22 protein-coding genes and 3 pseudogenes are annotated in these 23,324 nt (G+C 61.7%); 12 read left to right on the top strand and 13 right to left on the bottom strand.

Annotated features, from left to right (window positions below; genetic code table 11):
* The first annotated feature begins 10 nt into the window (after positions 1-10).
* Both ATO3_RS26870 and ATO3_RS26865 read left to right on the top strand, forming a co-directional pair.
* Positions 11-454, top strand: coding sequence for a hypothetical protein (locus ATO3_RS26870; RefSeq protein ID WP_036562700.1), 444 nt, complete (start codon positions 11-13; stop codon positions 452-454).
* A gap of 24 nt (positions 455-478) precedes the next feature.
* A complete protein-coding gene (locus ATO3_RS26865; protein WP_088652868.1) occupies positions 479-1,414 on the top strand; it encodes a DMT family transporter in 936 nt (311 codons plus the stop codon).
* A gap of 15 nt (positions 1,415-1,429) precedes the next feature.
* Here ATO3_RS26865 and ATO3_RS26860 read toward each other — a convergent pair whose 3' ends face one another.
* Positions 1,430-1,864: a MarR family winged helix-turn-helix transcriptional regulator gene (locus ATO3_RS26860; RefSeq protein WP_233152338.1), complete on the bottom strand. Its 435-nt coding sequence runs from the start codon at positions 1,862-1,864 to the stop codon at positions 1,430-1,432.
* Positions 1,865-1,986: 122 nt separating this feature from the next.
* Here ATO3_RS26860 and ATO3_RS26855 point away from each other — a divergent pair, with 122 nt between their 5' ends.
* The 4 genes from ATO3_RS26855 to ATO3_RS29385 all read left to right on the top strand — a co-directional run bounded on the left by ATO3_RS26855 (position 1,987) and on the right by ATO3_RS29385 (position 5,000).
* Positions 1,987-2,352 (top strand): Rieske (2Fe-2S) protein, encoded by a 366-nt coding sequence (locus tag ATO3_RS26855; protein WP_088652867.1) that lies wholly within the window; start codon positions 1,987-1,989, stop codon positions 2,350-2,352.
* Positions 2,339-2,638, top strand: a complete 300-nt coding sequence (locus tag ATO3_RS26850; protein WP_088652866.1) for a hypothetical protein — start codon at positions 2,339-2,341, stop codon at positions 2,636-2,638. The genes ATO3_RS26855 and ATO3_RS26850 overlap by 14 nt, the downstream gene beginning before the upstream one ends.
* A gap of 42 nt (positions 2,639-2,680) precedes the next feature.
* On the top strand, positions 2,681-3,898 hold the full coding sequence (locus ATO3_RS26845) for an amidohydrolase family protein (RefSeq protein WP_233152337.1): 1,218 nt from the start codon (positions 2,681-2,683) through the stop codon (positions 3,896-3,898).
* A 277-nt stretch (positions 3,899-4,175) separates the two neighbouring features.
* The gene (locus ATO3_RS29385; RefSeq protein ID WP_233152336.1) at positions 4,176-5,000 is read left to right on the top strand and encodes a universal stress protein; all 825 of its coding nucleotides are present in this window, start codon (positions 4,176-4,178) and stop codon (positions 4,998-5,000) included.
* Between the two features lie 45 nt (positions 5,001-5,045).
* Here ATO3_RS29385 and ATO3_RS26835 read toward each other — a convergent pair whose 3' ends face one another.
* From ATO3_RS26835 to pcaD, 5 genes are all read right to left on the bottom strand, one after another.
* Entirely contained in the window at positions 5,046-6,098 is a 1,053-nt protein-coding gene (locus ATO3_RS26835; protein WP_088652864.1) for a 3-carboxy-cis,cis-muconate cycloisomerase, read from the bottom strand.
* 69 nt (positions 6,099-6,167) lie between these two features.
* Positions 6,168-6,773, bottom strand: coding sequence for a protocatechuate 3,4-dioxygenase subunit alpha (gene pcaG, locus ATO3_RS26830; RefSeq protein ID WP_088652863.1), 606 nt, complete (start codon positions 6,771-6,773; stop codon positions 6,168-6,170).
* A gap of 2 nt (positions 6,774-6,775) precedes the next feature.
* Complete coding sequence (pcaH, locus tag ATO3_RS26825) at positions 6,776-7,519, bottom strand: protocatechuate 3,4-dioxygenase subunit beta (RefSeq protein WP_088652862.1); 744 nt, start codon at positions 7,517-7,519, stop codon at positions 6,776-6,778.
* Positions 7,512-7,898, bottom strand: coding sequence for a 4-carboxymuconolactone decarboxylase (gene pcaC / locus ATO3_RS26820; RefSeq protein WP_088652861.1), 387 nt, complete (start codon positions 7,896-7,898; stop codon positions 7,512-7,514). The genes pcaH and pcaC overlap by 8 nt, the downstream gene beginning before the upstream one ends.
* Complete coding sequence (gene pcaD, locus ATO3_RS26815; protein WP_088652860.1) at positions 7,895-8,677, bottom strand: 3-oxoadipate enol-lactonase; 783 nt, start codon at positions 8,675-8,677, stop codon at positions 7,895-7,897. The genes pcaC and pcaD overlap by 4 nt, the downstream gene beginning before the upstream one ends.
* A gap of 55 nt (positions 8,678-8,732) precedes the next feature.
* On the opposite strand from pcaD, the gene ATO3_RS26810 reads away from it, so the two are divergent.
* On the top strand, positions 8,733-9,671 hold the full coding sequence (locus ATO3_RS26810; protein WP_143747396.1) for a LysR substrate-binding domain-containing protein: 939 nt from the start codon (positions 8,733-8,735) through the stop codon (positions 9,669-9,671).
* On the opposite strand, the gene pcaF is transcribed toward ATO3_RS26810, so the two are convergent.
* From pcaF to ATO3_RS26795, 3 genes are read right to left on the bottom strand one after another with little or no spacing between them, the layout of a single operon-like run.
* Positions 9,672-10,871 carry a 3-oxoadipyl-CoA thiolase gene (pcaF, locus tag ATO3_RS26805; RefSeq protein WP_088652858.1) on the bottom strand — a complete coding sequence of 400 codons (1,200 nt, stop codon included), beginning with the start codon at positions 10,869-10,871 and terminating at the stop codon, positions 9,672-9,674.
* Complete coding sequence (locus tag ATO3_RS26800; RefSeq protein WP_198963360.1) at positions 10,871-11,545, bottom strand: 3-oxoacid CoA-transferase subunit B; 675 nt, start codon at positions 11,543-11,545, stop codon at positions 10,871-10,873. The genes pcaF and ATO3_RS26800 overlap by 1 nt, the downstream gene beginning before the upstream one ends.
* Positions 11,546-11,562: 17 nt before the next feature.
* Positions 11,563-12,282, bottom strand: coding sequence for a 3-oxoacid CoA-transferase subunit A (locus tag ATO3_RS26795; RefSeq protein WP_088652857.1), 720 nt, complete (start codon positions 12,280-12,282; stop codon positions 11,563-11,565).
* 106 nt (positions 12,283-12,388) lie between these two features.
* On the opposite strand from ATO3_RS26795, the gene ATO3_RS26790 reads away from it, so the two are divergent.
* The 4 genes from ATO3_RS26790 (at position 12,389) to ATO3_RS26775 (ending at position 17,643) form a co-directional block, all read left to right on the top strand.
* Positions 12,389-13,147, top strand: coding sequence for an IclR family transcriptional regulator domain-containing protein (locus tag ATO3_RS26790; protein ID WP_088652856.1), 759 nt, complete (start codon positions 12,389-12,391; stop codon positions 13,145-13,147).
* A gap of 56 nt (positions 13,148-13,203) precedes the next feature.
* Positions 13,204-14,682 carry an aldehyde dehydrogenase family protein gene (locus tag ATO3_RS26785; protein WP_088652855.1) on the top strand — a complete coding sequence of 493 codons (1,479 nt, stop codon included), beginning with the start codon at positions 13,204-13,206 and terminating at the stop codon, positions 14,680-14,682.
* Between the two features lie 133 nt (positions 14,683-14,815).
* On the top strand, positions 14,816-16,615 hold the full coding sequence (locus ATO3_RS26780; protein ID WP_408630834.1) for a thiamine pyrophosphate-binding protein: 1,800 nt from the start codon (positions 14,816-14,818) through the stop codon (positions 16,613-16,615).
* 2 nt (positions 16,616-16,617) lie between these two features.
* Positions 16,618-17,643: a 2-hydroxyacid dehydrogenase gene (locus ATO3_RS26775; protein ID WP_233152334.1), complete on the top strand. Its 1,026-nt coding sequence runs from the start codon at positions 16,618-16,620 to the stop codon at positions 17,641-17,643.
* Positions 17,644-17,734: 91 nt separating this feature from the next.
* On the opposite strand, the gene ATO3_RS26770 is transcribed toward ATO3_RS26775, so the two are convergent.
* Positions 17,735-19,351, bottom strand: coding sequence for an ISL3 family transposase (locus tag ATO3_RS26770; protein WP_073038202.1), 1,617 nt, complete (start codon positions 19,349-19,351; stop codon positions 17,735-17,737).
* 83 nt (positions 19,352-19,434) lie between these two features.
* Here ATO3_RS26770 and ATO3_RS26765 point away from each other — a divergent pair.
* Positions 19,435-19,938, top strand: a pseudogene (locus ATO3_RS26765) (IS110 family RNA-guided transposase); the annotation flags it as partial.
* 346 nt (positions 19,939-20,284) lie between these two features.
* Here the strand turns inward: ATO3_RS26765 and ATO3_RS26760 are convergent.
* The 3 genes and pseudogenes from ATO3_RS26760 to ATO3_RS28670 form a co-directional block, all read right to left on the bottom strand.
* Positions 20,285-21,724 carry a hypothetical protein gene (locus ATO3_RS26760; protein ID WP_024099412.1) on the bottom strand — a complete coding sequence of 480 codons (1,440 nt, stop codon included), beginning with the start codon at positions 21,722-21,724 and terminating at the stop codon, positions 20,285-20,287.
* Between the two features lie 149 nt (positions 21,725-21,873).
* Positions 21,874-22,805: pseudogene (locus tag ATO3_RS26755) on the bottom strand (IS5 family transposase).
* Positions 22,806-23,117: 312 nt separating this feature from the next.
* Positions 23,118-23,282, bottom strand: a pseudogene (locus tag ATO3_RS28670) (IS110 family transposase); the annotation flags it as partial.
* Between the last annotated feature and the right edge of the window lie 42 nt (positions 23,283-23,324).

The raw sequence follows: 23,324 nt of genomic DNA, 5'->3' as shown, positions 1-23,324 counted from the left end.
GAGTGTTAAAATGGAAGAGTATCAGCCCGGCGATATTGTCGAGGTCGAAACGCCCAAGGGGCTGGCCTATGTTCAGTTGACGCATACCCACCCGAGCTATCCGCCGGTGGTCAAATTTCTCTCGGGTCCGTACAAAAGCCGACCCGAGAATGTCACTGTCCTGGCAACCGAAGAGTCCCCCATGGCGATGGTTCCGCTATCGGGCGTTCTGAAGAAACTCGGGTTGAAGCATTCCCGTGTCGAGAATGTCGAAATCCCGCGTGGGGAACGGAAATTCCCGACATTCAGAATGCCTATTCGGGGAAAGAAAGGCGAAATCATCTATTGGTGGTTCTGGGATGGGCAAGGCCTGACCTTCTCGACCGAACTCATGGAGACGCAAGAAAAGCTGCCGATGCGCGAGGTCATGTCCTCTGACCGCTTCCTTGAGCAGCTTGTTGCTGATGCCAGGTAGCTTCGTGCTGTCGGAACATTCCCGATGACCGCTGGCTTTGGCGGCCTTCTCGCCATGCTCGGCGCATTTTGTTATGCGCTGGGTTCGGTCGCCATTGCCAAAAGTTCCCAGTCCGCCCAGGGCCGCGGAAATGATGTGTTCATTTCCGTTCTCATGACGGCCGTGGCCTCCGGCGTGCTTTGGCTGCTGCTGGGGCCGGAACTGCCTGTCTATGGCAACGCCGTCCTGATCGGCATCGTTTATTTCGTTGTTGCGGGGTTGCTGGGCAATGTACTCGGCCGGCTCACTCTTTTCCGGTCCGTCGAATTGGCCGGGGCCATCGAAACGGGATTCATCCGGCGATTGATTCCCGTCTTTGCCGCGGTCTTTGCATTCTTGTTCCTCGGTGAACTCATCACGCCGACAATCGTGATCGCCTTCCTTCTCGTGACGGGCGGGGTGCTGATCATGATGACGCGCACAAACCTTAAAACAGCCACGGCCATGGCCGTGGGGGATTTCGCGCCGAAGGAAAAGAACAAGGGCCGCGTCATGGCCTTTAGTTCGGCGGCGGGATACGGGGCATCGTTCGTTTCCCGGAAGCTGGCGATGCAGACCCTGCCCGATCCGCTTGCCGGTGTTTTCATCGGTGCAATGACCGGATTGCTGTGGTTCGCTGCCTCCGCGGGGGTGCGTCTGCGCAATGGCTCCGTGGCCCCATTGCGGATTGAAAGGCCAAGTGGCTGGCAATTGCTTGCGGGTGGGGCCATGACCATTGGGCAAGTTGCCCTGTTCTTTTCGCTGATGTTTACCAGTGTCACCGTGGTGGCGATCATATCGTCGGTCGAAATGTTTTTCGCGGCATGGTTGGCCGGGCATGTCTTCAAGACCGAACGGCGCCCGGGGCGGAAATTCTATATTGCCGCGACTCTTGCCGGTTCCGGGGTTGTTCTGTTGGCCGTCGCACCGGGCCTTGCATGATCGGACCTGTCCGCGTCAGGAGGAGAGATTCCCGATCAGTTTGTCCATCGCGGCAAAAAGCTGCAAAAGCTCATCTTCTTCGAAGCCCCTTGACGCACGATCAGCCGCAGTGCGCGCCGCTTTCATGGCCTGGTCAATCTTTTTCCGGCCTTGATCGGAGAGGCTGACAACGACCACGCGCCTGTCTTCGCGGTTACGTTCACGCAGGATCAGCTGCCGCTGCTCAAGCTCGTCCAGAACGCGCGTGGAAGAAGCCTTTTCAATACCGAGAATCGCTGAAAGCTCGGATTGGCTGAGCGCGCCTTCCTCCCGCAGGCTTCTGAGGTGGATGTACTGCGCCATGCTCAGATCAGAATCGATCAGCTGTTTCTGCAACAGCTTGCCATAGAGATGGTGGGACAGACGAAGCGATGCTCCGAGACCGCGTTTGCGGGAAGGGGAGTGATTCAAGCCGATATCGTAATGCCTTAGATTAGATTTCTTATTTTATTGACAATTCTAGAGCATATCTTATAGTAAGACAATCTTACCAATTGGTATGACCAAGCCAGGCAATAAACGGAGGAGCTTTTATGCCGGAAAAACTATTATGTGCTTCGTCCGACCTCAGCGATACGACCGTGAAAATCTGCGAGGTCGACGGAGTTGAGATCGGCATTATACGTCACAACGGGGATGTCGTCGCATACAAGAACGTATGCCCTCACCAGGGCGGACCAGTTTGCGAAGGCCTGAGGATGCCCCGGGTTTGTGTCGAATTCGACGACCAGCAGCGCGCGCTCCAACAGAACTTCGACGAAAGCGAGATGCACTTCGTGTGCCCCTGGCACGGCTGGGAATTCAAAATGGAAACCGGAGAAGCCGTGGGCGATCCGAAAATTCGCCTCAAGCGATACAAGGTGACCGAACGGGATGGAGAGGTCTATGTCGAAATTTGAGAAAATGACTGCTGAAGCCACCGGGTTGGACGCATCGGTTAACGCCGTTTTGCAAGCCCTGCGCGAGCCGGAAACCAGCGGGTTGAACCCGGCACAATTCCAGGCGGTGTTCGCCGAGGTTGTGACCGCGTTTGCCAAGTATCGGGAAAGCGACAAGGAGTTCCCTGCCTTTCCAGACAACAACAACGTTTCAGCGACGGATGTTGCAGTTGCCGCAACCGGGATTCTCGATGCTGCCGATGTGGCGGTATTCGAACTCGGTATGTGGCAGACGCTGAAACAATAACGATCAAGGGAGCGAGATAATATGTCTCTTACTGGGAATACGATGAACTTCAGCACGGATAATGATCCGGCGATCAAGGAGTTCAATACCACCAAACTTCTGAAAAACGCGCGCAAACAGGCAGAAGACCGGAACTACAAGGATTTCTTCATTTGCGACGTGGACAGCCACCACTATGAAACCGAGGCCCTGCCCGAAATCCTGCAGTACATGGATGACCCGGTCATGCGGCATCTCGGTCTGTCGGCGGGGAACGTGGGGCGTGCCGGCCTGATCCCGCAGGCAATCGGCTCTCAGGACATGGCCGGGCGCGTGACGCGCTATGCCGGTCGTAACAAGGAAGTGGTCCCCGAGAAACCGCATCGCGACATCACGCTGACCCGGCGCTGGATGGACGCGATGGGGGTCGACATGGCCTGCCTTTTCCCGACCCCGATGCTGCTGCTTGCAACCCATCCGCAAGTCGAGGTCGAGGTGGCGATGGCGCGGGCTTATAACCGCTGGCTGTGCGAACGTATCCTGGAAGAAGACAAGCGCATCGTGTCGATGGTCTATCTTCCGATGAACGAACCGCATGAAGCGGAAAAGATGATTGACGAGTTCGCCGAGAAAAAAGGCGTCGTCGGCTTCCTGTCGACGGGCTACCTCAAGCGACCGGTGCATGACAGTGTGAACATGCGCATCTATGCCAAGCTGGAAGAACACGGTATGCCGCTTGGTTTCCACGCGGCCTATCACTGGGCAGATACGTCCCTGGCGCAGCTGAACAAGTTCATTTCGGTTCATGCCCTCGGGTTCAGCTTCTGTAACATCATCCACATGACGAACTGGGTTCTGAACGGTATGCCCGAGCGGTTCCCGAAGCTGAACACCATGTGGATCGAAAGCGGCCTTGCCTGGGTTCCGTTCCTGATGCAGCGTTTGGACAATGAATACATGATGCGCACCTCGGACGCGCCGCTTCTCAAGAAGAAGCCGAGCGATTACATGCGCGAGATGTTCTATTCTTCTCAGCCGATCGAACTGGTGGACAACAAGGAAGCCCTGGAAGTCACGTTCAAGATGATGAACGCGGAGTCGCAATTGCTGTACTCGTCCGACTATCCGCACTGGGATATGGACCTGCCCAGCACGATCCACGACATTCCGTTCCTTGATGAAACGGCAAAACGGAACATTCTCGGTGGGAACGCGCAAAAGCTGTTCAACCTCGATCCGGTAATGTCCGAGTGGAAGCTTGAAGCCCGCAAGCAGGGCTGATGCAATAATTGCGCGGCCTGGTCTTGCCGGGCCGCGCATGATGTCCTGTCCCCATGAAAGGCCGCGTTCATCGGGGTATTCCGTGGGGTCGCGGCAAAGGCTGCGCCGATCACCATGCCATATGTTTGCCGACCTCGGGCATTCCGGAATAGGCGAGGATCATGGCCATTCGGCCAAAGGTTGCACCGATAACCCCGGCGATCCCAAATTCACAACCATAGACATCTAAGTATAAGTCTGGTAATCGGATTTGGAAAGATCGAACTGCGAGGCGAAAATGAGTATAAAAAACATCCTGCTTGCACATTCCGGCAGTTCTGGTTTTCCCAACAGTTTGCGGCATGCGGCAAGAATTGCCGCAACCCACGAGGCATGGTTGACCGGAGTTTATGGCAGTTCGACCTCGTACTTCGAACAAGTGCTGGGGCTGACCGAAGAATTGCTTGAAAAGCTCGGGCACGTGAGACGTGAGAAAATCGCGGCATCGCGGGAATTGTTCATGGAAGTGACGGCGGCTGCGGGTCTTGGTGATCGCGCCCGTTTCCTGATGCCCGATGAGATCGGAAAGCTCAGCATTACACAGGTCGCCCGCAACTTCGATTTTATCGTAACGGGCTATCAGCCCAAGTTGCCGTCAGACGAATTTCGCGCCGTAAGCCCGGACCTGATGGCACTTGAAAGCGGTCGCCCGGTCCTGGTTGTGCCCGATGAATACGAAGCCGATAAACCTGCGGCCCATGCTCTTGTCGCGTGGGATGGCAAGCGTTCGGCGGCCCGGGCCCTCAACGACGCCATGTATATTCTGGAGGAAAAGCCGCGCAAGGTCTCTATCGTGACCGTCGGTGGCGGCCTGCCTGACATGCCGGAAGGGAACGATATCCTGACGCATCTGGAGCGCCATGGAGTTCACGCCAAACACATAGAGCGGGCGAGATCCGGGAAAAGCATCGCCAGTACCATTCAGGAAACAGCCGCGGAACTGGATGCCAAGCTGATTATCATGGGTGCCTATGAACACAGCAAGTTTTCACAGGACCTTTTCGGCGGCGTGACCCACGAGGTGATCCGGTCGACGAAGGTGCCGGTATTCATGTCGCACTAATGCGTTTCGCCTTTCGCCGATGTGCCGGGCCAAGGGCGAAACACTTTAAGCCTTGCCAAGCCCCGTAATGGATTTGCAAAGGGCGCACCCGACATCCAAGGCCTTGCCCGTGGCCATCAGCATTTGCGGTAGCACCATCCATTCAAGAGACCAGGCCGCGCCCGAGCGTTCCTGTTCATGGATCAAGGCATGATGCATGGCCGAGACCTGCGTGGCGTTGAAGCGTGCCAGGGTGATGAGCAGTTCGGCGGAAACCGGGTTTTGCTTGTGCGGCATGGCCGAAGACCCGCCACCGCCAGACAGGGTGATGTCTTCGAGGCCTTGCTGGGTCATCAATGCGACGTCCTGCCCGAACTTTCCGAGAGTTCCCGAAATCAATGAGAGACAGGAGGCATAATCCGCGATGCCGTGGCGCATGGTCTGCCAACTCTTTTGCGTCGGGGCAAGGCCAAGGGTTTTCGCCACTTCGTCCACGACCATCCCGGCCTTGTCGCCAAGGGCCTTGCGGTCGCCCGAAGCCCCGCCGATCTGCACCTTTTCGATAGTCGCACGCTTTTGGCCGATGGCCGTGAGATGATCGGACAGTGGTAAGCGCCAGGCAAGCAGACGGTCCCGAACGGTGATTTGCGTGGCTGCCTGCATCCGCGTGCGGCCCATGAGGGGGACGTCACCGAACCGCTTTTCGAGGGCTTCGAATTCTGTTTCAAGGGTTTTCAAGCGGCCCTCGATCAGGATGGATGCCTCGCGCAGTGCAAGGACCATCGCGGTATCCACGACATCCTGCGACGTGGCACCCTTGTGTACGGCGTCGGCGGGTGCAATCGCCTTCAATTGTTTCACAAGACGCGGGATCGGTACGCCATCTTGCCCCATGCCTGTGGCGATATCGGCAAAGTCGATCGTTGCGGTCTCGATCGCCCGCGCGGCCTCTTCCGCCTTTGCCGTGTCGAACAATCCGGCCTTGCCGCAGGCGCGTGACCATGCCGCTTCGAAGGCGAGCATATGCGACATTTGCCGTTCGGCGGAAAGAATCCCGGCCATCTCCGCATCGCCGAAAAGACCGGAAAGCCAAGGGTGATCGAAAACCGAGATGTTCATCGGGCTACGTCCTCGCTGAAAGGCAAAAAGGGCGGTCGTTGCCGCCCCTTTTGAATGACTTGTTTCGGCTCAAATATCGAGGAAAACCGTTTCGCCCTCGCCCTGAAGGCGGATATCGAAGCGATATTTCCCCTCGCCGGTTTTCTTGGCGATAAGCGTGTCCACGCGCGGGCGCTGTTCGACCCGGTTCAGAAGCGGATCGTTTTCATTGTCTTCATCCTCGAAATAGATCCGGGTATTGAGACCGATGTTGATTCCGCGGGACACCACCCAAAGCGAGATATGCGGCGCGCTGTCTACCCCGCCACGGCCCTTGTAGGGGCCGGGCTTCACGGTGCGCAGCGTGAATTCACCGGTTTCCGCATCGGCGGCAAAGCGGCAATGGCCGGTAACGGCCGGATCGGCGCCCTCGGCCCCCGGGAAGATGCCGCTTGCGTCGCATTGCCAGCTTTCGATCAGGGCATCGCGCATCGCCCAGCCGGTGCCATCGTACACGGAGCCAACGATCTCGATGATCTCGCCTTGTGCCTTGCTTTCGTCGATGAAGGGGGTGGTGCCGATCTCTTCGTCGTAATACCCGGCATTCCCGGCGTAGGTTGGCATCAATCCGATGTGGACATAAGGACCCGCTGTTTGCGACGGGCTTTCTTGCAGAGTGTCGAGTTTCTGGACCATGATTACATACCCTCCAGCTTGTTCTCGAACATGGTCTGGCGGCGCCCGCGCAGAACGATGTCGAATTTATAGGCAAGGAAATCGAGCGGGCGCGACTTCGAGAAATCGAGTGGCGCGACCAGGCGGTCGAGCTGGCTGCGCTCCTTGATCGTCGCGGCGATCGGGCAATGGTTGATCAGCGGGTCACCCTCGAAATACATCTGGGTGATCAGGCGCTGACCGAAGCTGTGGCCATAGACGGACACATGGATATGCATGGGCCGCCAGTCATTGCCGCGGTTGGGCCAGGGATAAGCGCCGGGGCGCACGGTCAGGAATTCGTAATACCCGTTCTCGTCGGTGATGGTCCGCCCGCAGCCGCCGAAATTCGGATCGAGCGGTGCGAAATAGGTATCCTTCTTGTGACGGTAACGACCGCCCGCGTTGGCCTGCCAGATCTCGATCAGCGTATTGGGGACGGGGCGGCCCATCTCGTCCAGAACCCGCCCGTGCATCAGGATGCGCTCCCCCACGGCTGGGGCCTTGCCCTTGGTCCAGTTCAGGATCAGGTTGTTGTCGAGCGCGCCGAGCTTCCCATGCCCGAAGGTCGGGCCGGTCTCTTCCGAAGGGGTGCTTTCCATCGACAGAAGCGGCAGGTTCGGCGAGCGTGCAACGCTGGTCTTGTACCCCGGATTGTAGGGGTCGGGATGGATCGCGCGGTTTCGGGGGATCAGCGGTCCCTGATCCACGTTCAATCGGTCAGTCATTTTCACGTTCCTCCATTTCCGCAAAGGTCTGTTTGGCGAGTTTCAGGGCGTGGTTCGCCTTCGGTACCCCCGCATATATCGCCACATGCTGCAGGGCCTCCGCGATGTCGTCTTTCGACGCACCCGTGCGCAGCGTGGCGCGGATGTGCATCGGGATTTCTTCGAAGTTTCCCGTCGCCGCCAGAAGCGCAATGGTCAGCATCGACCGTTCCCGGCGCGAAATCTTATCCGAGGACCATACCGTGCCCCAGGCGCTCTCGGTGATGAGCGATTGAAAGGGCAGGTCGAATTCGGTTTTTGCCGCCTCGGCGCGGTCCACGTGGGCATCGCCCAGAACCTCGCGCCGGGTCTTCATGCCCTGATCGAATTTTTGGCTCATGCGCTGATCCTTTCCACAAATGTCATCAATGCCCTGGTAAAGGCTTCCGGCGCCTCGATCGCGGGCAGGTGCCCGGTGTCTTCGAACATGACCAGATCGGCACGCGGCAGCACGCGGGCCAGTGCTTCGACCATGTCGGGCGGGGTGGCCAGATCGTGCTTTCCGCCGAGTACGAGCGCGGACTGAGTGATTTCGCCCAAGCGCTCGGTAATGTCTGTTCCGGCAATCGCGGCACAGGTGGCGATATACCCCTCTTGATCGGTTCGTGCCAAAAGCGTCCGCCACAAGGGCGCGGTCCTGTCCGCAAGCATCTTGGGTCCGAACCACCGTGGCATGATGCCTTCCGCCATTGCCGCCATGCCATTTTCACGAACGGCTTGGATGCGCGTGTGCCAGCCTTCGGCGGCCCCCAGCATGGAGGCGGTATTGGACAGGACAAGGCCGGCAACGCGCTCGGGTGCCATCAGTGCGACGTGCTGCGCGATCAACCCGCCGATCGAGCAGCCAACGATGATCGCGCGGTCTATCCCGGTCCCGGTCATCGCGGCCAGAACATCTTCGGCCAGATCGGGAATCCCATAACCCTGTGGGGCGGTTTCCGATAATCCATGTCCGCGTTTGTCCATGCGAAGGCAGGCGCGGTCCTCGGGCAGGGCCGCGATAACCGCGTCCCACATCCGCAAATCCGTGCCGAGAGAGTTGACAAAGACCAACGGCACACCGCTGCCAGCCCGGTGATCGACGTGCATTATGCCCCAGTCGCGTGTGATTGCTTGCATTGGTACCTCCTGACTCAGACCTTTGCATAATATTTTCCCTTGAAAAAATACAATCTTGCGTCAAAAGTATAACCAAATGAATATACCACCCGGTTTGAAACTCCGCCATATCGAGGCGTTTCTGGCGGTCGCGCAGAATGGCACGATCTCGGCCGCAGCGCGGGCGCGCAATGTTTCGCAGCCCGCATTGTCCAAGACCATTGGCGAGCTTGAGACCTTTTTAGGCACAGCATTGTTTGAGCGGACCGGCAGGCGCGCGGTCCTGACCCCGGCGGGGGAGGGCTTTCGCGCCCATGCGCTGGTTGCGGTGCAAAGCCTCGAAGCGGGGGTGCGCGATCTGTCGGGCAAAGCCGCGCCGGGGCTGGTCAAGGTCGGGGTGCTGCCTACCGTTGCGGGCGGATTTTTCCCGTCTGTCGCGCTGGATTATCATCGCACGCAGCAGCAAGCGCGGATCGGGATCATCACCGGGCCGAATCGCTATTTGCTCGACATGCTGCGCTCGGGCGGGATCGACCTGATGGTCGGGCGGATGCCATCGGCCAAGGATATGCCCGGCCTGTCCTTCGAGCATCTTTACGACGAACCGGTGCTTTTGGTGGCGCGGGCGGATCACCCGGCACTGGCCCTGCCTGCGCCAGAGGCGCTGGCGATGTATCCGCTGATTGCCCCCAACCCCGGGGCGATCATTCGCCAGACCGTGGATCAATATCTGGCCGCGCAGGGGCTGAGCGGCCTCGTGCCTGCCTTCGAAACGGTTGCCCTGCCGGTTGCCCTCTCCCTGATCGAACGATCCGACATGCTGTGGTTCATCTCGCGCGGGGTGGTCGAACGCGAGTTGCAGCGGGGCACCCTTGCCGAGGTGAACCTGAAATCGGGTTATATGTCGGGCGCGGTCGGGATCACACGCAAGTTCGCCTTCAACGAAAACAGCCCCGCCGATTTACTGGCGAGGCTGCTGCACAGGCGAGCCGGGGAAATGGCCCGCGACGCGTGATCAGACCGCTTCGAGGGCGATGGCAATCCCCTGGCCGACGCCGATGCACATGGTCGAAAGGGATTTTTCGCCGGGTTTCAGATCCAGCATGGCGGTGCCGGTGATCCGGGCGCCGGACATACCCAGCGGATGGCCAAGAGCAATGGCCCCGCCGTTGCGGTTCACCCGGGCGTCATCGTCGGCAATGCCCAGATCGCGCAACGTGGCCAGCCCCTGCGAGGCGAAAGCCTCGTTCAGTTCGATCACCGCGAAATCCTTCTGGGTCAGGCCTAGGCGCTCCATCAGCTTTTGCGAGGCCGGGGCAGGGCCGAAGCCCATGATGCGCGGCGCGACCCCGGCAGTGGCACCGCCCAGAACCCGCGCGATGGGGGTCAGCCCGTGCTTTTCCGCGGCCTCCTTCGTGGCAAGGATAAGTGCGGCTGCCCCGTCGTTGACGCCCGAGGAGTTCCCCGCGGTCACGGTTCCATCGGCCTTGACGAAGGTTTTGAGCTTTTGCAGCCCCTCCAATGTGGTCGAGGGGCGGGGATGTTCGTCCTGCTCCACGATCAGCGGGTCGCCCTTGCGCTGGGGGATCGTGACGGGAACGATCTCGCGTGCGAGTCGCCCGTTTTCCATCGCCTCACCTGCCTTTTGCTGCGAACGCAGGGCGAAGGCATCCTGATCGGGCCGGTTGATGTCGAAATCCTCTGCCACATTCTCGGCGGTTTCGGGCATCGAATCCACGCCGTATTGCTTCTGCATCAGCTTGTTGACGAAACGCCAGCCGATGGTGGTGTCGTAAACGGCGTTGGCGCGCGAAAAGGCGGTGTCGGCTTTCGGCATCACGAAGGGCGCGCGCGACATGGATTCCACCCCGCCTGCCACAATCAGCCCGGCTTCGCCCGACTTGATGGCGCGGGCTGCCGTGATGATGGCATCCATGCCTGATCCGCAGAGCCTGTTCATCGTCGTGCCCGGCACCGTTTCAGGATATCCGGCCAGCAAGAGCGACATGCGCGCGACATTGCGGTTATCTTCGCCGGCCTGGTTGGCGCAGCCGAAGATCACCTCGTCGATGGCGGCGAGGTCCATACCGGGGTTACGTTCGGCCAGGGCCTTGAGCGGAATCGCACCCAGGTCATCGGGTCGGACGGAGGACAGCGCGCCGCCATAGCGCCCGATGGGCGTGCGGATATAGTCGCAGATATAAACTTCGGTCATCAGATATCCTCCGGTACGATCAGGTCGCCGACGGGGCCATCGGTGTGCAATGTGGCGCCGGTAACGGCCTGGAGTTCTTCCATCGAAATGGCGGGCAGTTTCTCACGCAGGTTGAACTTGCCATCCTCGATGTCGAGAACCGCCAGGGACGTATAAACGCGGGTCACACAGCCAACCCCCGTCAAAGGGAAGGTGCAGGCTTCGACCAGCTTGGGCTGGCCATCCTTGGTCACGTGATCGGTGACCACCGCAACGGCCTTGGCCCCATGGACCAGGTCCATCGCACCGCCCACGGCGGGAACCCCCTTGGAGCCGACCCGCCAGTTCGCCAGATCGCCGTTCTGTGCAACCTGGTAGGCCCCGAGAACGGCCAGGTCGAGGTGCCCGCCACGCACCATCGAGAAACTGTCGGCATGATGGAAGAACGAGGCCCCGGGCTTCAGCATGATCGCTTTCTTGCCCGCGTTGATCAGGTCCCAATCCTCTTCGCCCTCCTTGGGCGCTTTGCCAAAGCCCAGCACGCCGTTTTCGGTGTGATAGGTTACGTCGCGCCCTTCGGGTTGGAAGGTGGCGATCATTTCGGGAAAGCCGATGCCAAGGTTCACATAGGAGCCGTCTTCGAGATCCTGCGCGGCACGCCACGCGATCTGGGCATTCGTCAGCTTGTCTTCCATGAGGTTGAAATCGGACATCAGTAAACCACTCCCGTGCGGACAAGCACTTCTTCCTGTTGCGGGTCGGGCACTTCGACAATGGTGTCGACGAAGATGCCCGGCGTAACCACCTGCTCGGGGTCGATAGAGCCGGGTTCGCTCAGGCTCGATACCTGGGCGATGGTCTTGTCGGCGGCCATGGCCATGAGCGGGTTGAAATTGCGCCCTGCCAGGCGATAGGTCAGGTTGCCGAGGGTATCGCCCAGCTGCCCCTTGATCAGTGCGAAATCGGCGCGCAGCCAACCTTCGCGGACATACATCTTGCCGTCGAATTCCTCGGTCGGTTTGCCCTCGGCCAGTTCGGTTCCGTAGCTGGACGGCGTGTAAAAGGCCGGGATGCCCGCACCTGCGGCGCGGATACGCTCGGCCAGCGTACCTTGCGGCACAAGCTCAAGCGCGATCTGGCCCGACAGATATTTCTCGTTGAAGGCTTCGGCATTGGATGAGCGCGGGAAAGAGCAGATCATTTTCGCGACCATGCCGGCCTTGATCATGGCGGCGATGCCGATGGCACCGTTGCCCGCATTGTTGTTGATCACCGTCAGGTTTTTCGGGCTGCCGGTTGCGCGGAACCTGTCGATCAGCGCATGGATCAGTTCGATCGGCGCGCCGGAGCCGCCGAAACCGCCGATCATGACTTTCGCTCCGTCGGGGATATCCGCGACGGCATCGGCCACAGAAAGCGAGACTTTGTTCATGAGGACCCTCCGTTTCTGGCCGTAGCCATAGCCTGCGCCGCTGCGGCAGGCGAGATGATTTGGTCAATTATTGAGATTTGTTCATTATGTTGCTATCGCTGTTCGCATGTTGAACAAACCGACCGACTATGTCGCCTCCTTGGCCAAGGGGCTGCGCGTCATCGAAGCCTTCGGCGCGAATACGCCGCGCCTCTCGATCACCGAGGCGGCAGCGGCAAGCGGGCTTGACCGCGCCACGACGCGGCGTGTTTTGCTGACGCTCAACCGCGAGGGTTATGCCGATTACGACGGCAAGTTCTTTACACTGACGCCGCGTATTCTGCGTCTTGGCATGGCGGCGCTGGCCTCGTTGCCCTTGTCGCAGATCGTGCAACCTTGGCTGAATCAATTGTCCGAGAGAATCGGGCAAAGCTGTTCGGTGGCGCTGCTGGATGAAAGCGATATCGTCTATATCGCTCGTGCGGCGCAAAAACGGGTGATGTCCGTCGGGCTTATGCCCGGGTCGCGCCTGCCTGCGCATTGCACCTCGCTTGGGCGTGTCCTTCTGGCCGCGTTACCGCGAGAGGAGGCCGCAGGGCTGGTCGAAAGGTCCGACCTCACGCCGCGCACCCGGTTTTCACTCGTCGAACCCAAGGATATCATGACGCGCATCGACGACGCGCGCGACAAAGGGTTTGCGCTGGTGAACCAGGAGGTCGAGCTTGGATTGCGGTCCATCGCCGTCCCGCTCATGGGGCGGCACGGCACGGTCGTCGCGGCGCTCAACATCGGCCTGCCCGCGACGGACGCCCCCCCCGAGGCCACCGTCGATGAGTATCTGCCCCACCTGTTGCGCCTCCAGTCGGCCATGGGCCGAGTTCTTTGATTGACAATATTTAGAGGTCTAAGTTAACAGGTGTCAACGTGGGGAGGAAACATCTGATGGACATCTTGAAACTGGACGCGAACCTGACTCTTTCGAAAAAAGCAGACCTGTATTACGGAGGGGCATGGGTTCCACCCATCGAAGGACTTTACGAAGAAACCCTGAATCCGGGCACCGGGCAGCCGATCGGAACGGTTGCCACGGCGGGCCGCGCCGACGTGGACGCCGCGGTTGCCGCGGCGGGGAAGGGTTTCGAGGAATGGCGCGATGTCGCGCCGCTGGAACGGGCCCGCATCCTCAAGGAAATCGCGGCGCTGTTGCGCAAACATGGCGATGAACTGGCGATGATGGATGCCGCGAACTGCGGCAATCCCTACACGGAAATGCGCGGTGATGCCGCGATTGCCGCAGCCCAGATGGAATTTTTCGCGGGTCTCGTGACCGAAATGAAGGGTGACACGATCCCGATGGGGCCGGACCGCGTCAACATGACATTGCGCCAGCCGCTCGGCGTCGTTGCCCGGATTCTCGCCTTCAACCATCCTTTCATGTTCTGCGGCGGCAAGATGGCCGCGCCGCTGGCGGCGGGCAATGCCGTTATCATCAAACCCCCGGTGCAGGCGCCCCTTTCGGCCCTGCGTCTTGCCGAACTCGTCGATGGCCTGATGCCGAAAGGCACGTTCAGCGTTCTGCCCGGCGGGGTCGAAGCCGGTGCCGGGCTGGCCGAGCATCCCGACGTGGCCAAGGTGACGCTGATCGGGTCGGTTCCCGCCGGGCGCGCGGTGATGCGCAGTGCCAGCGACACGGTCAAGCCCGTCCTGCTGGAACTCGGTGGCAAGAACGCCCTGATCGCCTATCCCGACAGCGACCCGAAAAAGATTGCAGATGCGATTGTCGCCGGGATGAACTTCGGCTGGTGCGGACAGTCCTGCGGCTCGACAAGCCGGGCTTTCCTGCATCAGGATATTCACGATGAGGTGATCTCCCATCTGGCCGAGGCCGTCGCGCGGTATCAACCCGGCGTGCCGACCGATCCGGAAACCACCATGGGGGCCATCGTCAGCCAGGCGCAGTTCGACCGCGTGATGAGCTTCATCGACTCCGCCAAGAGCGAAGGCGCACAGGCCGTTACGGGCGGGCATGCCGTGACCGATGGCGCCTTGGCCGATGGCTATTTCATCGCGCCGACGATCTTTGCCGACGTGACTCCGGAAATGCGGATTGCGCGGGAAGAGATCTTTGGCCCGGTGCTCGCCGTTCGCAAGTGGTCGGACGAAGACGAGATGCTGAGCGAGGTCAATGCGCTCGAACTTGGCCTGACCTGCGCGATATGGACCCGCGACCTTGTCACCGCGCACCGAACGGCGGCGAGTGTCGAGGCAGGGTTCGTCTGGGTCAACGAGGTCGGTCGCCATTTCCTCGGGGCGCCTTTCGGCGGGGTCAAGCAATCCGGTATCGGACGCGAGGAAGGCATCGGTGAACTGATTTCCTTCACCCACGAGAAGAACGTTCACATCAACCTCGCCGGGCAATAAGCGGCTGGCCGGGGGGAGGCGACGCGGGCTGAAAGGCCGGCAATCACCTGCCCCGATCTTCCCTTAACGCCGATCATCCGGGCGGCGATCAAGAAAGAAAACGGCGGCGCCGCCGGTGTGCAGGTGCGGCTGAATGAAAAGAAACAGAAAGTTGGATGGAAACATGACTGATCAAAAACCTTCACGCGTTGAGACGCCTGTGCCTTCGGCGGGTACTGGTGTATGGGGTAGTGATGTATTTGCGGATATGCTTCGTGGCTTGGGTGTTAAGTATGTTGCGCTGAACCCCGGGTCGAGTTTCCGGGGGTTGCATGACAGTCTTGTCAATCACCTTGGGAACGCGGATCCGCAGATGCTTTTGTGCCTGCACGAGGAGCATGCGGTGGCGATTGCGCATGGTTATGCGAAGGTGACGGGGGAGCCGCTTGCGGTGATCCTGCACAGCAACGTGGGCCTGATGCATGGCACGATGGCGATCTTCAACGCCTGGTGCGACCGTGTGCCGGTGCTGATCTACGGGGCGACGGGGCCGGTGGATGCGGCGATGCGGCGGCCGTGGATCGACTGGCTGCACACCTGCCGGGACCAGGCCTCGATGATCCGCCATTATGTGAAGTGGGACGACCAGCCTGCCTCGATGGAGGCGGCGCTTGAGTCGATGCTGCGCGCGGATGTGATCGCGCGGAGCGAGCCGATGGGGCCCACTTATGTCAATTTCGACGTGTCGATCCAGGAGAAGCGGCACGAGGCGGCGCCGGCGCTGCCGGATTTCTCGCGCTACCAGCCGCCGCTGCCGGCCGAGCCTGCCGCCGAAGGGGTGGCACGAGCGGCAGAGCTGCTGAAGGGGGCGAAGGCCCCCGTGGTCCTGGCGGGGCGGGTATCGCGCGACCCGGCGGACTGGGCGCGGCGGGTGGCGCTGGTGGAGGCGCTGGGCGCGAGGGTCCTGACGGATATCCGGATCGGGGCGTCCTTCCCGACGGACCATCCGCAGCATCGCGGCAAGCCGGCCTTCTTCATCGACGATGCGGCGGGCGAGGTGCTGCGCGAGGCGGACGTGATCCTGAGCCTCGACTGGCTGGACCTTGCCGGGACGCTGAAGCTGGCGGGCGAGGTGACGGCGAAGGTCATCCAGGCCTCGCAGGATTACCAGTTGCACAACGGCTGGGGCATGGAACACCAGGCCCTGCCGGCGCTCGACCTGCACCTGGCCTGCGCGCCGGACCGGGCGATGCATGCCATCGCGGATGCGCTGGAGGTGGGTGCGGGCGCGGCGCCGGAGGCCCTGCCGGTCAAGCCGGCGCTGGAGGCGCCCGCGCCGGAGACGCCGCTCGACATCATGACGCTGGCCGGGGCGCTCGGCGAGGGGCTGGACGGGGTCTGCGCCAGCATCGTGCGCCTGCCGCTGGGCTGGGCCGGGGAGGCCTGGCACTTCCGCCACCCGCTGGATTTCCTGGGCTCGGACGGCGGTGCCGGGATCGGCTCGGGTCCGGGGATGCTGATCGGCGCGGCGCTGGCGCTGAAGGACAGCGGGCGGATGCCGGTCGCGGTGCTGGGCGACGGGGACTTCATGATGGCGGCCTCGGCCTTCTGGACGGCGGCGCATTACGGCACGCCGTTCCTCGCGGTGGTGTCGAACAACCGCTCGTTCTACAATGACGAGGTCCACCAGGAGCGCGTCGCGGTGGCCCGCAACCGCCCGGTGGAGAACAAGTGGATCGGCCAGCGGATCGGCGACCCGGATATCGACATTGCCGGTGTCGCCCGGGCGCAGGGCTGCGAGGGGATCGGGCCGGTGGAGACCGCCGGCGAGCTTGTCGAGGCGGTGAAGAAAGGCCTGGAGATGGTGCGCGAGGGCAAGAGCGTGGTGATCGACGCGCGGGTCCGGCCGGGCTACAACCCCAACATGGTCGCCGGCCTGACGCGGAGCGACTGAGCATGCCCAGGATCTACATAGCACAAGACCCGGTTCTGGACGAGGTTCTGGAGCGCGCCTCGGCGCGGCTGGAGGACCAGGGCTGGGAGGTGGTGCGCGGCCCGGCGATCACGCCGGGGGTGCCGCTGCGGCTGACGCCGGATCAGCGGCAGGCGCTGCTGGGGGATGTCGATATCATCGTGGCCAGCTCGCGCTCGCGGCTGGGCGAGGAGGATCTCGACGCCTCGCCGCGGCTGCGGGGGCTGGTGTTCCCGACGATCGGGGTCGATGCGGTCGATCTGGAGGCCTGCGCGGAGCGCGGGCTGATCGTGGCCAATGGCGCGACGCCCGAGAACTTCCTGGCGATGTCCGAGGCGACGGTGATGCTGATGCTGGTGCTGCTCTACCGGCTGCACCGGTCCGAGCGCCTTTTGCGTGAGAACGCGGGGCGCCCGCAGCAGATGTACGCGCGGATGCTGTGCGGGCGGCGCATCGGGCTGATCGGGTCGGGTCGGATCGGCGGCGGGGTGATCGACCGCCTGCAGGCCTTCGAGCCGGCGGAGATCCTGGTGCATGACCCGTTCCTGACGCCGCAGACCGCGCCGGAAGGCGTGCGGCTGGTGGCACGCGAGGAACTGCTGGCGCAGGCCGACGTGATCAGCCTGCACGTGCCGCTCAATGCCGGGACCCGGGGCCTGATCGGGGAGGCCGAACTGCGGGCGATGAAGCCGGATGCGATCCTGATCAACACCTCGCGCGGCGGGCTGATCGACGAGGCCGCGCTGGCGCGGGTGATGACCGAGGGGCACCTTGCGGGGGCGGGGCTGGATGTGACGGAAACCGAACCGATGCCCGCCGACCACCCGCTGCGCGAGATCGACCGGGTCGTCCTGACGCCGCATATCCTGGGCCACACGGTCGACCTCTACTCGGTCATGCCCGAGGTCCTCGTCGAAAACGCAACCCGCATCATGCAAGGCAAACTCCCCAAATACACACGTAACCCGGAAATCCAGAAAACATGGCAAGACAAACTCAGAAAAACGTAAAGTAGGAAAGCGCGGATAGGGCGTATTCCGCGCCCTTTTCCGATGCGAAATGGCACAACAGGTGTCGCGTAGCCCTTAATTGGGCTCTGCCTCAATCTGTGTGGCGGAACGGTAGCATTCTCGCCCGCAACAATTCTGGACCGGCTCGACCGTACATGGCGCGTTTGAGCGTCTTCAGGCGATTGATCTGACCTTCTGCTTGGCCGTTGCTCCATGGCATCTCGATGGCGTTTTTGACTGCATCGAAGTCCCGGTTCAATGTGCGGGCAAAGCGCACGATGGGCGCCAGATCGGTTTCGATCGCGTTGTCGATCCATGCTGGGAGCGGGTCTGCTTGGCGGCTGCGCAGGATACCGTTGAACCGCATGGCGAGACTTCGCATCGTTGCGAAGGCGGGAGAACCGGCCTTGAGCGCGTCGACTTTCCGCGCTTGATCCGGGGTGAGCTTTCCGCGGGGTTTGATGCACAGCGCGGCTGCGATGACCGGGGAAATCGCGTGCCCCGTTTCCGGGTCCCGGACTGGCTTAAGGATTTCGTGCTCTACCTTGGAGTCGCTCCCTTGCTGTTCTGCTTTTCGCCAGCCCGCCAACAGACGCTGCAAATGCGACTGACTCCCCTCGTAACCGCGCTCTCGGATCAGACGGAACAGGGCGCTGCCAGTTCGAATGCCCTCCTTCCAGCTTTGGCTCAGGAACTCTTCAAAGTACCACGGCGATGTCGGCTTCAAAGCGGCCCGCCTGCGGTCCGGTGGTGTCTCGAACTGCAGCCATTTCGCGATGCTGCGACGCGGGAACCCTGTTCGCCGCCCGATCTCGCTGCATGAAAGCCCCTGATTTCGGAGCGCATGAATGGTGGCGAAAATCTCTTCCCGAGACGTCCTATGCGCCAGGCGTGACTTCAGAAGGCTGCCGGCTGCGGTGATGTTGTCGGCGTCGGACAGCAGCGCCCTGCCGGTCGCACGGCCGTGAAGGTTCATTTGCTCCTCGATGGCCTGCCGCAGGTTTTGTACGATATGGAACCGGTCAGCGACCTGCTTCGCCTGCGGTGCCCCTTGCCGTGCTGCCTGGGCGTAGAGACCGCAGCGATCTCTGCTGATCACTTCCACCTCGGGGTGTCGCTTCAGCCAGTTGGTGCAGCTGACGACATCTCGATCCTCAAGAATGTCGATCACCACGCGACGCTCCAGATCCACAATGATCGTGCCGTAGGTTTGCGATTTCCGCCAACTCCAGTCGTCGATCCCGATGACTGTCGGCGACTCGCCACTGTCTTGGGCACGGTTCTTCAGCTGCCTAAGCACCGTGTCATCGCTGACTCCAAGGCCCAAACGATGCAACAACCGCTCGGCTGGCCGTCCGCCGGTCGCATGCCCAAGATGGGTGACAATCTCCCCGACACGCGAAGTACGACGTGCAAATGGACGCGCAATCGAGGCGATTTGGTCTGAGAATGTCCGGCGTGGGCAAGCGGGTGCCTGACATCGCCAACGGCAAATTGCGAGATCAACCGTTACCTCGTCTCCATGCGCGGGATAATCCTGCAGCCGCCGACGCCGCCAGCCGTGACGTCGGCGTGAATGCAATCCACAGTCTGGGCAAATGCCGTTGGGAGCCAAGACGCCAGATACAATCCACCCGCCTCTTTCACTTCGCTCAACGCTTTGAACGGCAACATCGCTCCCGGGCGACCAGTGCTTCTTCGAACTCACAACTATACCTCCTGAATTTTCCAGTTTCAGGATAGTTGCGCCACACAAAGTGAGGCAGAACCGATTTAAGGGCAACGCGACAGTTGCCTGACCATGCTGCGGCTGCCATCCATGCGTTGATCTGCCAAGCGGAGGCGATTGCCGATCAGGCTGAGGCCCTGGAGAAACGGATCCTCGAGTGGCACCGGACGCACGAGACGAGCCGGCGACTGGCGACCATTCCCGGTATCGGACCGATCACCGCCAGCGCAATTGCTGCAAATGTTCCGGATCCGAGCCTGTTCCGCTCGGCACGACAGTTCGCGGCCTGGCTAGGCCTGACGCCACGGGCGAACTCAAGCAGTGGCAAGGATCGACAGACCGGGATCAGCAAGCAGGGTGATGGATATATCCGGCGACTGCTCGTTTCCGGCGCGACTGCGGTGCTTCGCTTTGCAAGGCAGGGCGATGCCGGCAAGGCTTGGATGCTTGGGCTTAAAGCACGCAAGCGACCGAAAGTCGTTGCGGTCGCGCTCGCCAACAAGACTGCCCGGATCGCTTGGGCGCTCCTGCGCCGCAACGAGATCTACGCGGCCCCTGTCTCCTGAGCGCGGAACCGCTGACGGAATGCGTGAAGCTGAGAAGAGATGACAAACCGGTCGAACCGGGGATCGGGACACCCCAGGGGGTCAAGGCGCAGAAAGCGCGCAATTTTGATTGGGACCCGATCCGCGGACTTCATCTGGGCCAGCGGCTAGACCGCACCACAAAGGCCGTAGACATGACTGCTTTCGGCATAGGCGCGTCAATTCCCAGCTTGCGCAGCAGGGGTCGTCCAGACATGGGAACACTTGCCCTCGCCAGAGATGCCCACTGCGCGTTGGCGACGGTCCACCAATGACTTGCGCCACCGGACCTGTGGGGGAACCGGCGCAGCGCCAGTTCCCCATCGGCTCATTCTGCCGGAACCCAGGGCCGGTTATAGGCTGCCACGCGCCAATCACCGTGTTCGATGAACCGGGGGGCGCTCCCGGTTTCCAGCGCCTCGGCTGCGGCGTTCAGCGCCTCGGGCGATGTCTCGGGCCAGGCGCCCGTTTCGATCCGTTCGACCAGGGTCTCGACGATGGCCGTGCTTTCGGCAGCCGTGAACTCGCAATGGCCCGTGCCCTGGACCAGCGACTGCCGATACAGATCGCCGGTACCCTGCTCCTGCACCAGCGCGCCGTAGCCTTCCATCAGCGTGTAGGGAATGGCCCAGTCGCCCAGCATGTGGATGCGGATCGCCGGAACCTGCAGATCGCCGGTCGTCGTGCGCCCGTCTGCGGCCCAGAAATCGCGCGCATAATCCGAGGCCGCGATGCGGGGGGCGGCGTCGATCCTGGCAATGTCGGCCTGAAGGTCCAAACCGGCCTGTTCGTAGAGCGCCTCAACCGTCCGCGCCATCGCGGGTGCGGCATTCTGGTAGAAGGCGGCATAGTCGACCCCCTCGTTCCCGGAAAGTTGCTGCCCCGATGCGGCGTTTTCGAACAGAAGCCGCGAGGACCCGCCAACATTACCGCCGATGCGCAGCGCCGAGGCCACGATCATGTCGGCCATGGCGCCGGCATCCGCGGTGTCGGGTAGTTCGGTCCCCTCGACCATCCACGGCGACCACTGTCCGATGGCGAAGGCAAGCGCCAGCCGCGCGCGGCCCTCCGGGCTTTCGCCCGCCGTTTCGATGGCGGCCATCCAGGACGCACGGATCGCGTCAAGGCTGCGCTCGCCACCCGCTCCGGCATTGGGCAGGCCGACGATGGCGAGATCGCTGGCCGGACCGTGCCCAGCGGCCTCATAGCTTTCGCCCAGCAGGGTCTGCATGGCGAACCAGCCATCCAGGAAACTGCTCATGATCCAGACCGGCGTATGGGCGGCAAGCACGGCGGCACCGTCGATCCTGTCCGGGTAATCCTCGGCCGAAGCGAGGCTGTCGAGCCCTCCGCCAGAACAGCCGTATTGCAGCACCATGTCAGGAGCGCGCTCCAGGTCCGTGAAAATGTCCTGAACAGCTTGTAGATTCAGGATTTCACGCTGCGGATCGTATTGCCACAGGCGCAGCGGGTGCCGGGCGAGCCCGGCGAAGGCATAGCCACGACCGAGCAGGTCGTCATACCGCTGGACCGCTGACGCGACCGAAACGTTGCTGGCGAAATCCAGATCCCTGAGTAGTCGACCATTCCAGTTCTCGGGCACGCGGATCAGCCATGCCGTCCCGTCCGGCAGGGTTCCCGCATGTTCGTTGAAGGCGGGCTGCTCCTGCGCCGACGCGAGCGGGGCGAAGCCCGCGGTCAGAGCGAGGCAAAGCACCACCATTCCGGTCCGCGAACGCGGGCCGGCCAAATTGGCTGTCCGTGACATGAATTTCCTCCAGTTTGATGCAGCGATGAAATCCGGCTCCTCTTCCGGGGAACCATCGCCGGGAAAAACATAGATAGCTAATTATTAGTGTCAAGGGCTCTGATGCACAAATCGGCTTAAGGCCGAGGTTCCCCTTTCCCCGGACGGACTTATCCCACAGCTTCCGTGACGGGTATTCCGAGCGCGGTGTAGCCGTTCAGGACGGCGATGCGGACCTGGAGTTCGGCGACCTGTCGATCGAAGTCCCGTGCCATGAGCCGCTGGCCCAGCAACTTGATACAATGCATCTTTGTCTCGACGCGGCTTCGGCGGTGGTATCCACTCCATCGTCGCCAGAGCGCGCGGCCCAGGTATTTCGCCGCGCGCAGGGCCTCATTTCGCGCCACGGCTCCGGCGGTGATCGTCTTCCAGGGCTTCGCGTTCTTGCGGGGCGGGATGACGGCATGGGCACCGCGATCTGCAATCGCATCGTGGCATTTGCGCGTGTCGTAGGCGCCATCAGCCGTAACGCTACCGATTTCCTGGTCCTGCGGGATTTGGTCGAGAAGGTGGGTAGGATGGGCGCATCACCGATGTGGCTCCCGGTGACTTCGACGGCCCGGATCTCCAACGTTTCTTCATCGATCCCAAGGTGGAGCTTGCGCCAGACGCGCCGTTTCGGGCCGCCATGCTTGCGTGCGTGCCACTCGCCTTCACCTTCGACCTTGATCCCGGTGCTGTCGATCAGCAGGTGCAACGGCCCCTTGGAGCCGCGGTAGGGGATGTTCACGGCCAAGGTCTTCTGGCGGCGAGATAGCGTGCTGAAGTCGGGCACCGTCCAGTTCAGGCCGACCAGCCGTAGCAGGCTCTCGACGAACCCGGTCGTCTGCCGGAGCGCCATGCCGAACAGCACTTTCATCGAGAGGCACGTCTGGATAGCGGCATCGCTGTAGGTCTGCTGGCGGCCACGCCTGCCTGTCGGCGCGGCATCCCAGCTCATCTCGGGGTCAAACCAGATCGTCAGCGAGCCCCGGCGCTTGACTGCTTCATTGTAGGCTGGCCAGTTCCTGGTCTTGTAGGTCGGGGGTATGGGTCTGCTCATGCAGCCTGACTAACAGACTGGATTCGCAAGGTGAAACCTTCACAGCATTTGCGCAACATGTATAACCGCCCCTTGCGCAAGAGGGTTTCTGGATCAGTTTCGCGCGGTGTCGGGTGCTGACATGTATCCGGCCTCTGTTGCGGCCATCATCACGCCGCGGGCCCGTATGGTGTTCGCAGGTCGGGTCCAGATCAAAGCCGCGTGCTCGATGGCACTCTGTTGCGCTCTGGTTCTCCCGATCCCGTCTCACGACCGTGCGCCAAACGTCTCCTTGCCCTCTTCCGCTCCGACGTCCTCGCGACCAGTGACGGCTTACGCCGCAGCGGTCGGAGACTGGTAGGCGCCGCCTCGGGCCATCAGCGCCCAGACGATCCGCGCCATTTTGTTCGCCAGCGCGACCCGCACCAGCATCGGCGGCTTGCGCGTCAGCATCTCGCCAAGCCATGTGCCCGGCCGGGCAGCGGCATGAACATGCCTGTCGCGTAGCCCTTAATTGGGCTCTGCCTCACTTTGTGTGGT

The sequence above is a fragment of the Marinibacterium profundimaris genome (genome assembly GCF_002210095.1).
GTDB lineage: Bacteria > Pseudomonadota > Alphaproteobacteria > Rhodobacterales > Rhodobacteraceae > Marinibacterium > Marinibacterium profundimaris.
The sequence above is the reverse complement of the archived record's forward strand: the minus strand, read 5'-3'. Positions and strand labels throughout refer to the sequence as shown.

Excerpts from the sequence above, each read along its gene's own strand:
- ATO3_RS26870 (WP_036562700.1), top strand. The coding sequence starts at position 11 with ATGGAAGAGTATCAGCCCGGCGATATTGTCGAGGTCGAAACGCCCAAG.
- ATO3_RS26865 (WP_088652868.1), top strand. The coding sequence starts at position 479 with ATGACCGCTGGCTTTGGCGGCCTTCTCGCCATGCTCGGCGCATTTTGT.
- ATO3_RS26855 (WP_088652867.1), top strand. The coding sequence starts at position 1,987 with ATGCCGGAAAAACTATTATGTGCTTCGTCCGACCTCAGCGATACGACC.
- ATO3_RS26850 (WP_088652866.1), top strand. The coding sequence starts at position 2,339 with ATGTCGAAATTTGAGAAAATGACTGCTGAAGCCACCGGGTTGGACGCA.
- ATO3_RS26845 (WP_233152337.1), top strand. The coding sequence starts at position 2,681 with ATGAACTTCAGCACGGATAATGATCCGGCGATCAAGGAGTTCAATACC.
- ATO3_RS29385 (WP_233152336.1), top strand. The coding sequence starts at position 4,176 with ATGAGTATAAAAAACATCCTGCTTGCACATTCCGGCAGTTCTGGTTTT.
- ATO3_RS26835 (WP_088652864.1), bottom strand. The coding sequence starts at position 6,098 with ATGAACATCTCGGTTTTCGATCACCCTTGGCTTTCCGGTCTTTTCGGC.
- pcaG (WP_088652863.1), bottom strand. The coding sequence starts at position 6,773 with ATGGTCCAGAAACTCGACACTCTGCAAGAAAGCCCGTCGCAAACAGCG.
- pcaH (WP_088652862.1), bottom strand. The coding sequence starts at position 7,519 with ATGACTGACCGATTGAACGTGGATCAGGGACCGCTGATCCCCCGAAAC.
- pcaC (WP_088652861.1), bottom strand. The coding sequence starts at position 7,898 with ATGAGCCAAAAATTCGATCAGGGCATGAAGACCCGGCGCGAGGTTCTG.
- pcaD (WP_088652860.1), bottom strand. The coding sequence starts at position 8,677 with ATGCAAGCAATCACACGCGACTGGGGCATAATGCACGTCGATCACCGG.
- pcaF (WP_088652858.1), bottom strand. The coding sequence starts at position 10,871 with ATGACCGAAGTTTATATCTGCGACTATATCCGCACGCCCATCGGGCGC.
- ATO3_RS26800 (WP_198963360.1), bottom strand. The coding sequence starts at position 11,545 with ATGGAAGACAAGCTGACGAATGCCCAGATCGCGTGGCGTGCCGCGCAG.
- ATO3_RS26795 (WP_088652857.1), bottom strand. The coding sequence starts at position 12,282 with ATGAACAAAGTCTCGCTTTCTGTGGCCGATGCCGTCGCGGATATCCCC.
- ATO3_RS26790 (WP_088652856.1), top strand. The coding sequence starts at position 12,389 with ATGTTGAACAAACCGACCGACTATGTCGCCTCCTTGGCCAAGGGGCTG.
- ATO3_RS26785 (WP_088652855.1), top strand. The coding sequence starts at position 13,204 with ATGGACATCTTGAAACTGGACGCGAACCTGACTCTTTCGAAAAAAGCA.
- ATO3_RS26780 (WP_408630834.1), top strand. The coding sequence starts at position 14,816 with ATGAAAAGAAACAGAAAGTTGGATGGAAACATGACTGATCAAAAACCT.
- ATO3_RS26775 (WP_233152334.1), top strand. The coding sequence starts at position 16,618 with ATGCCCAGGATCTACATAGCACAAGACCCGGTTCTGGACGAGGTTCTG.
- ATO3_RS26760 (WP_024099412.1), bottom strand. The coding sequence starts at position 21,724 with ATGTCACGGACAGCCAATTTGGCCGGCCCGCGTTCGCGGACCGGAATG.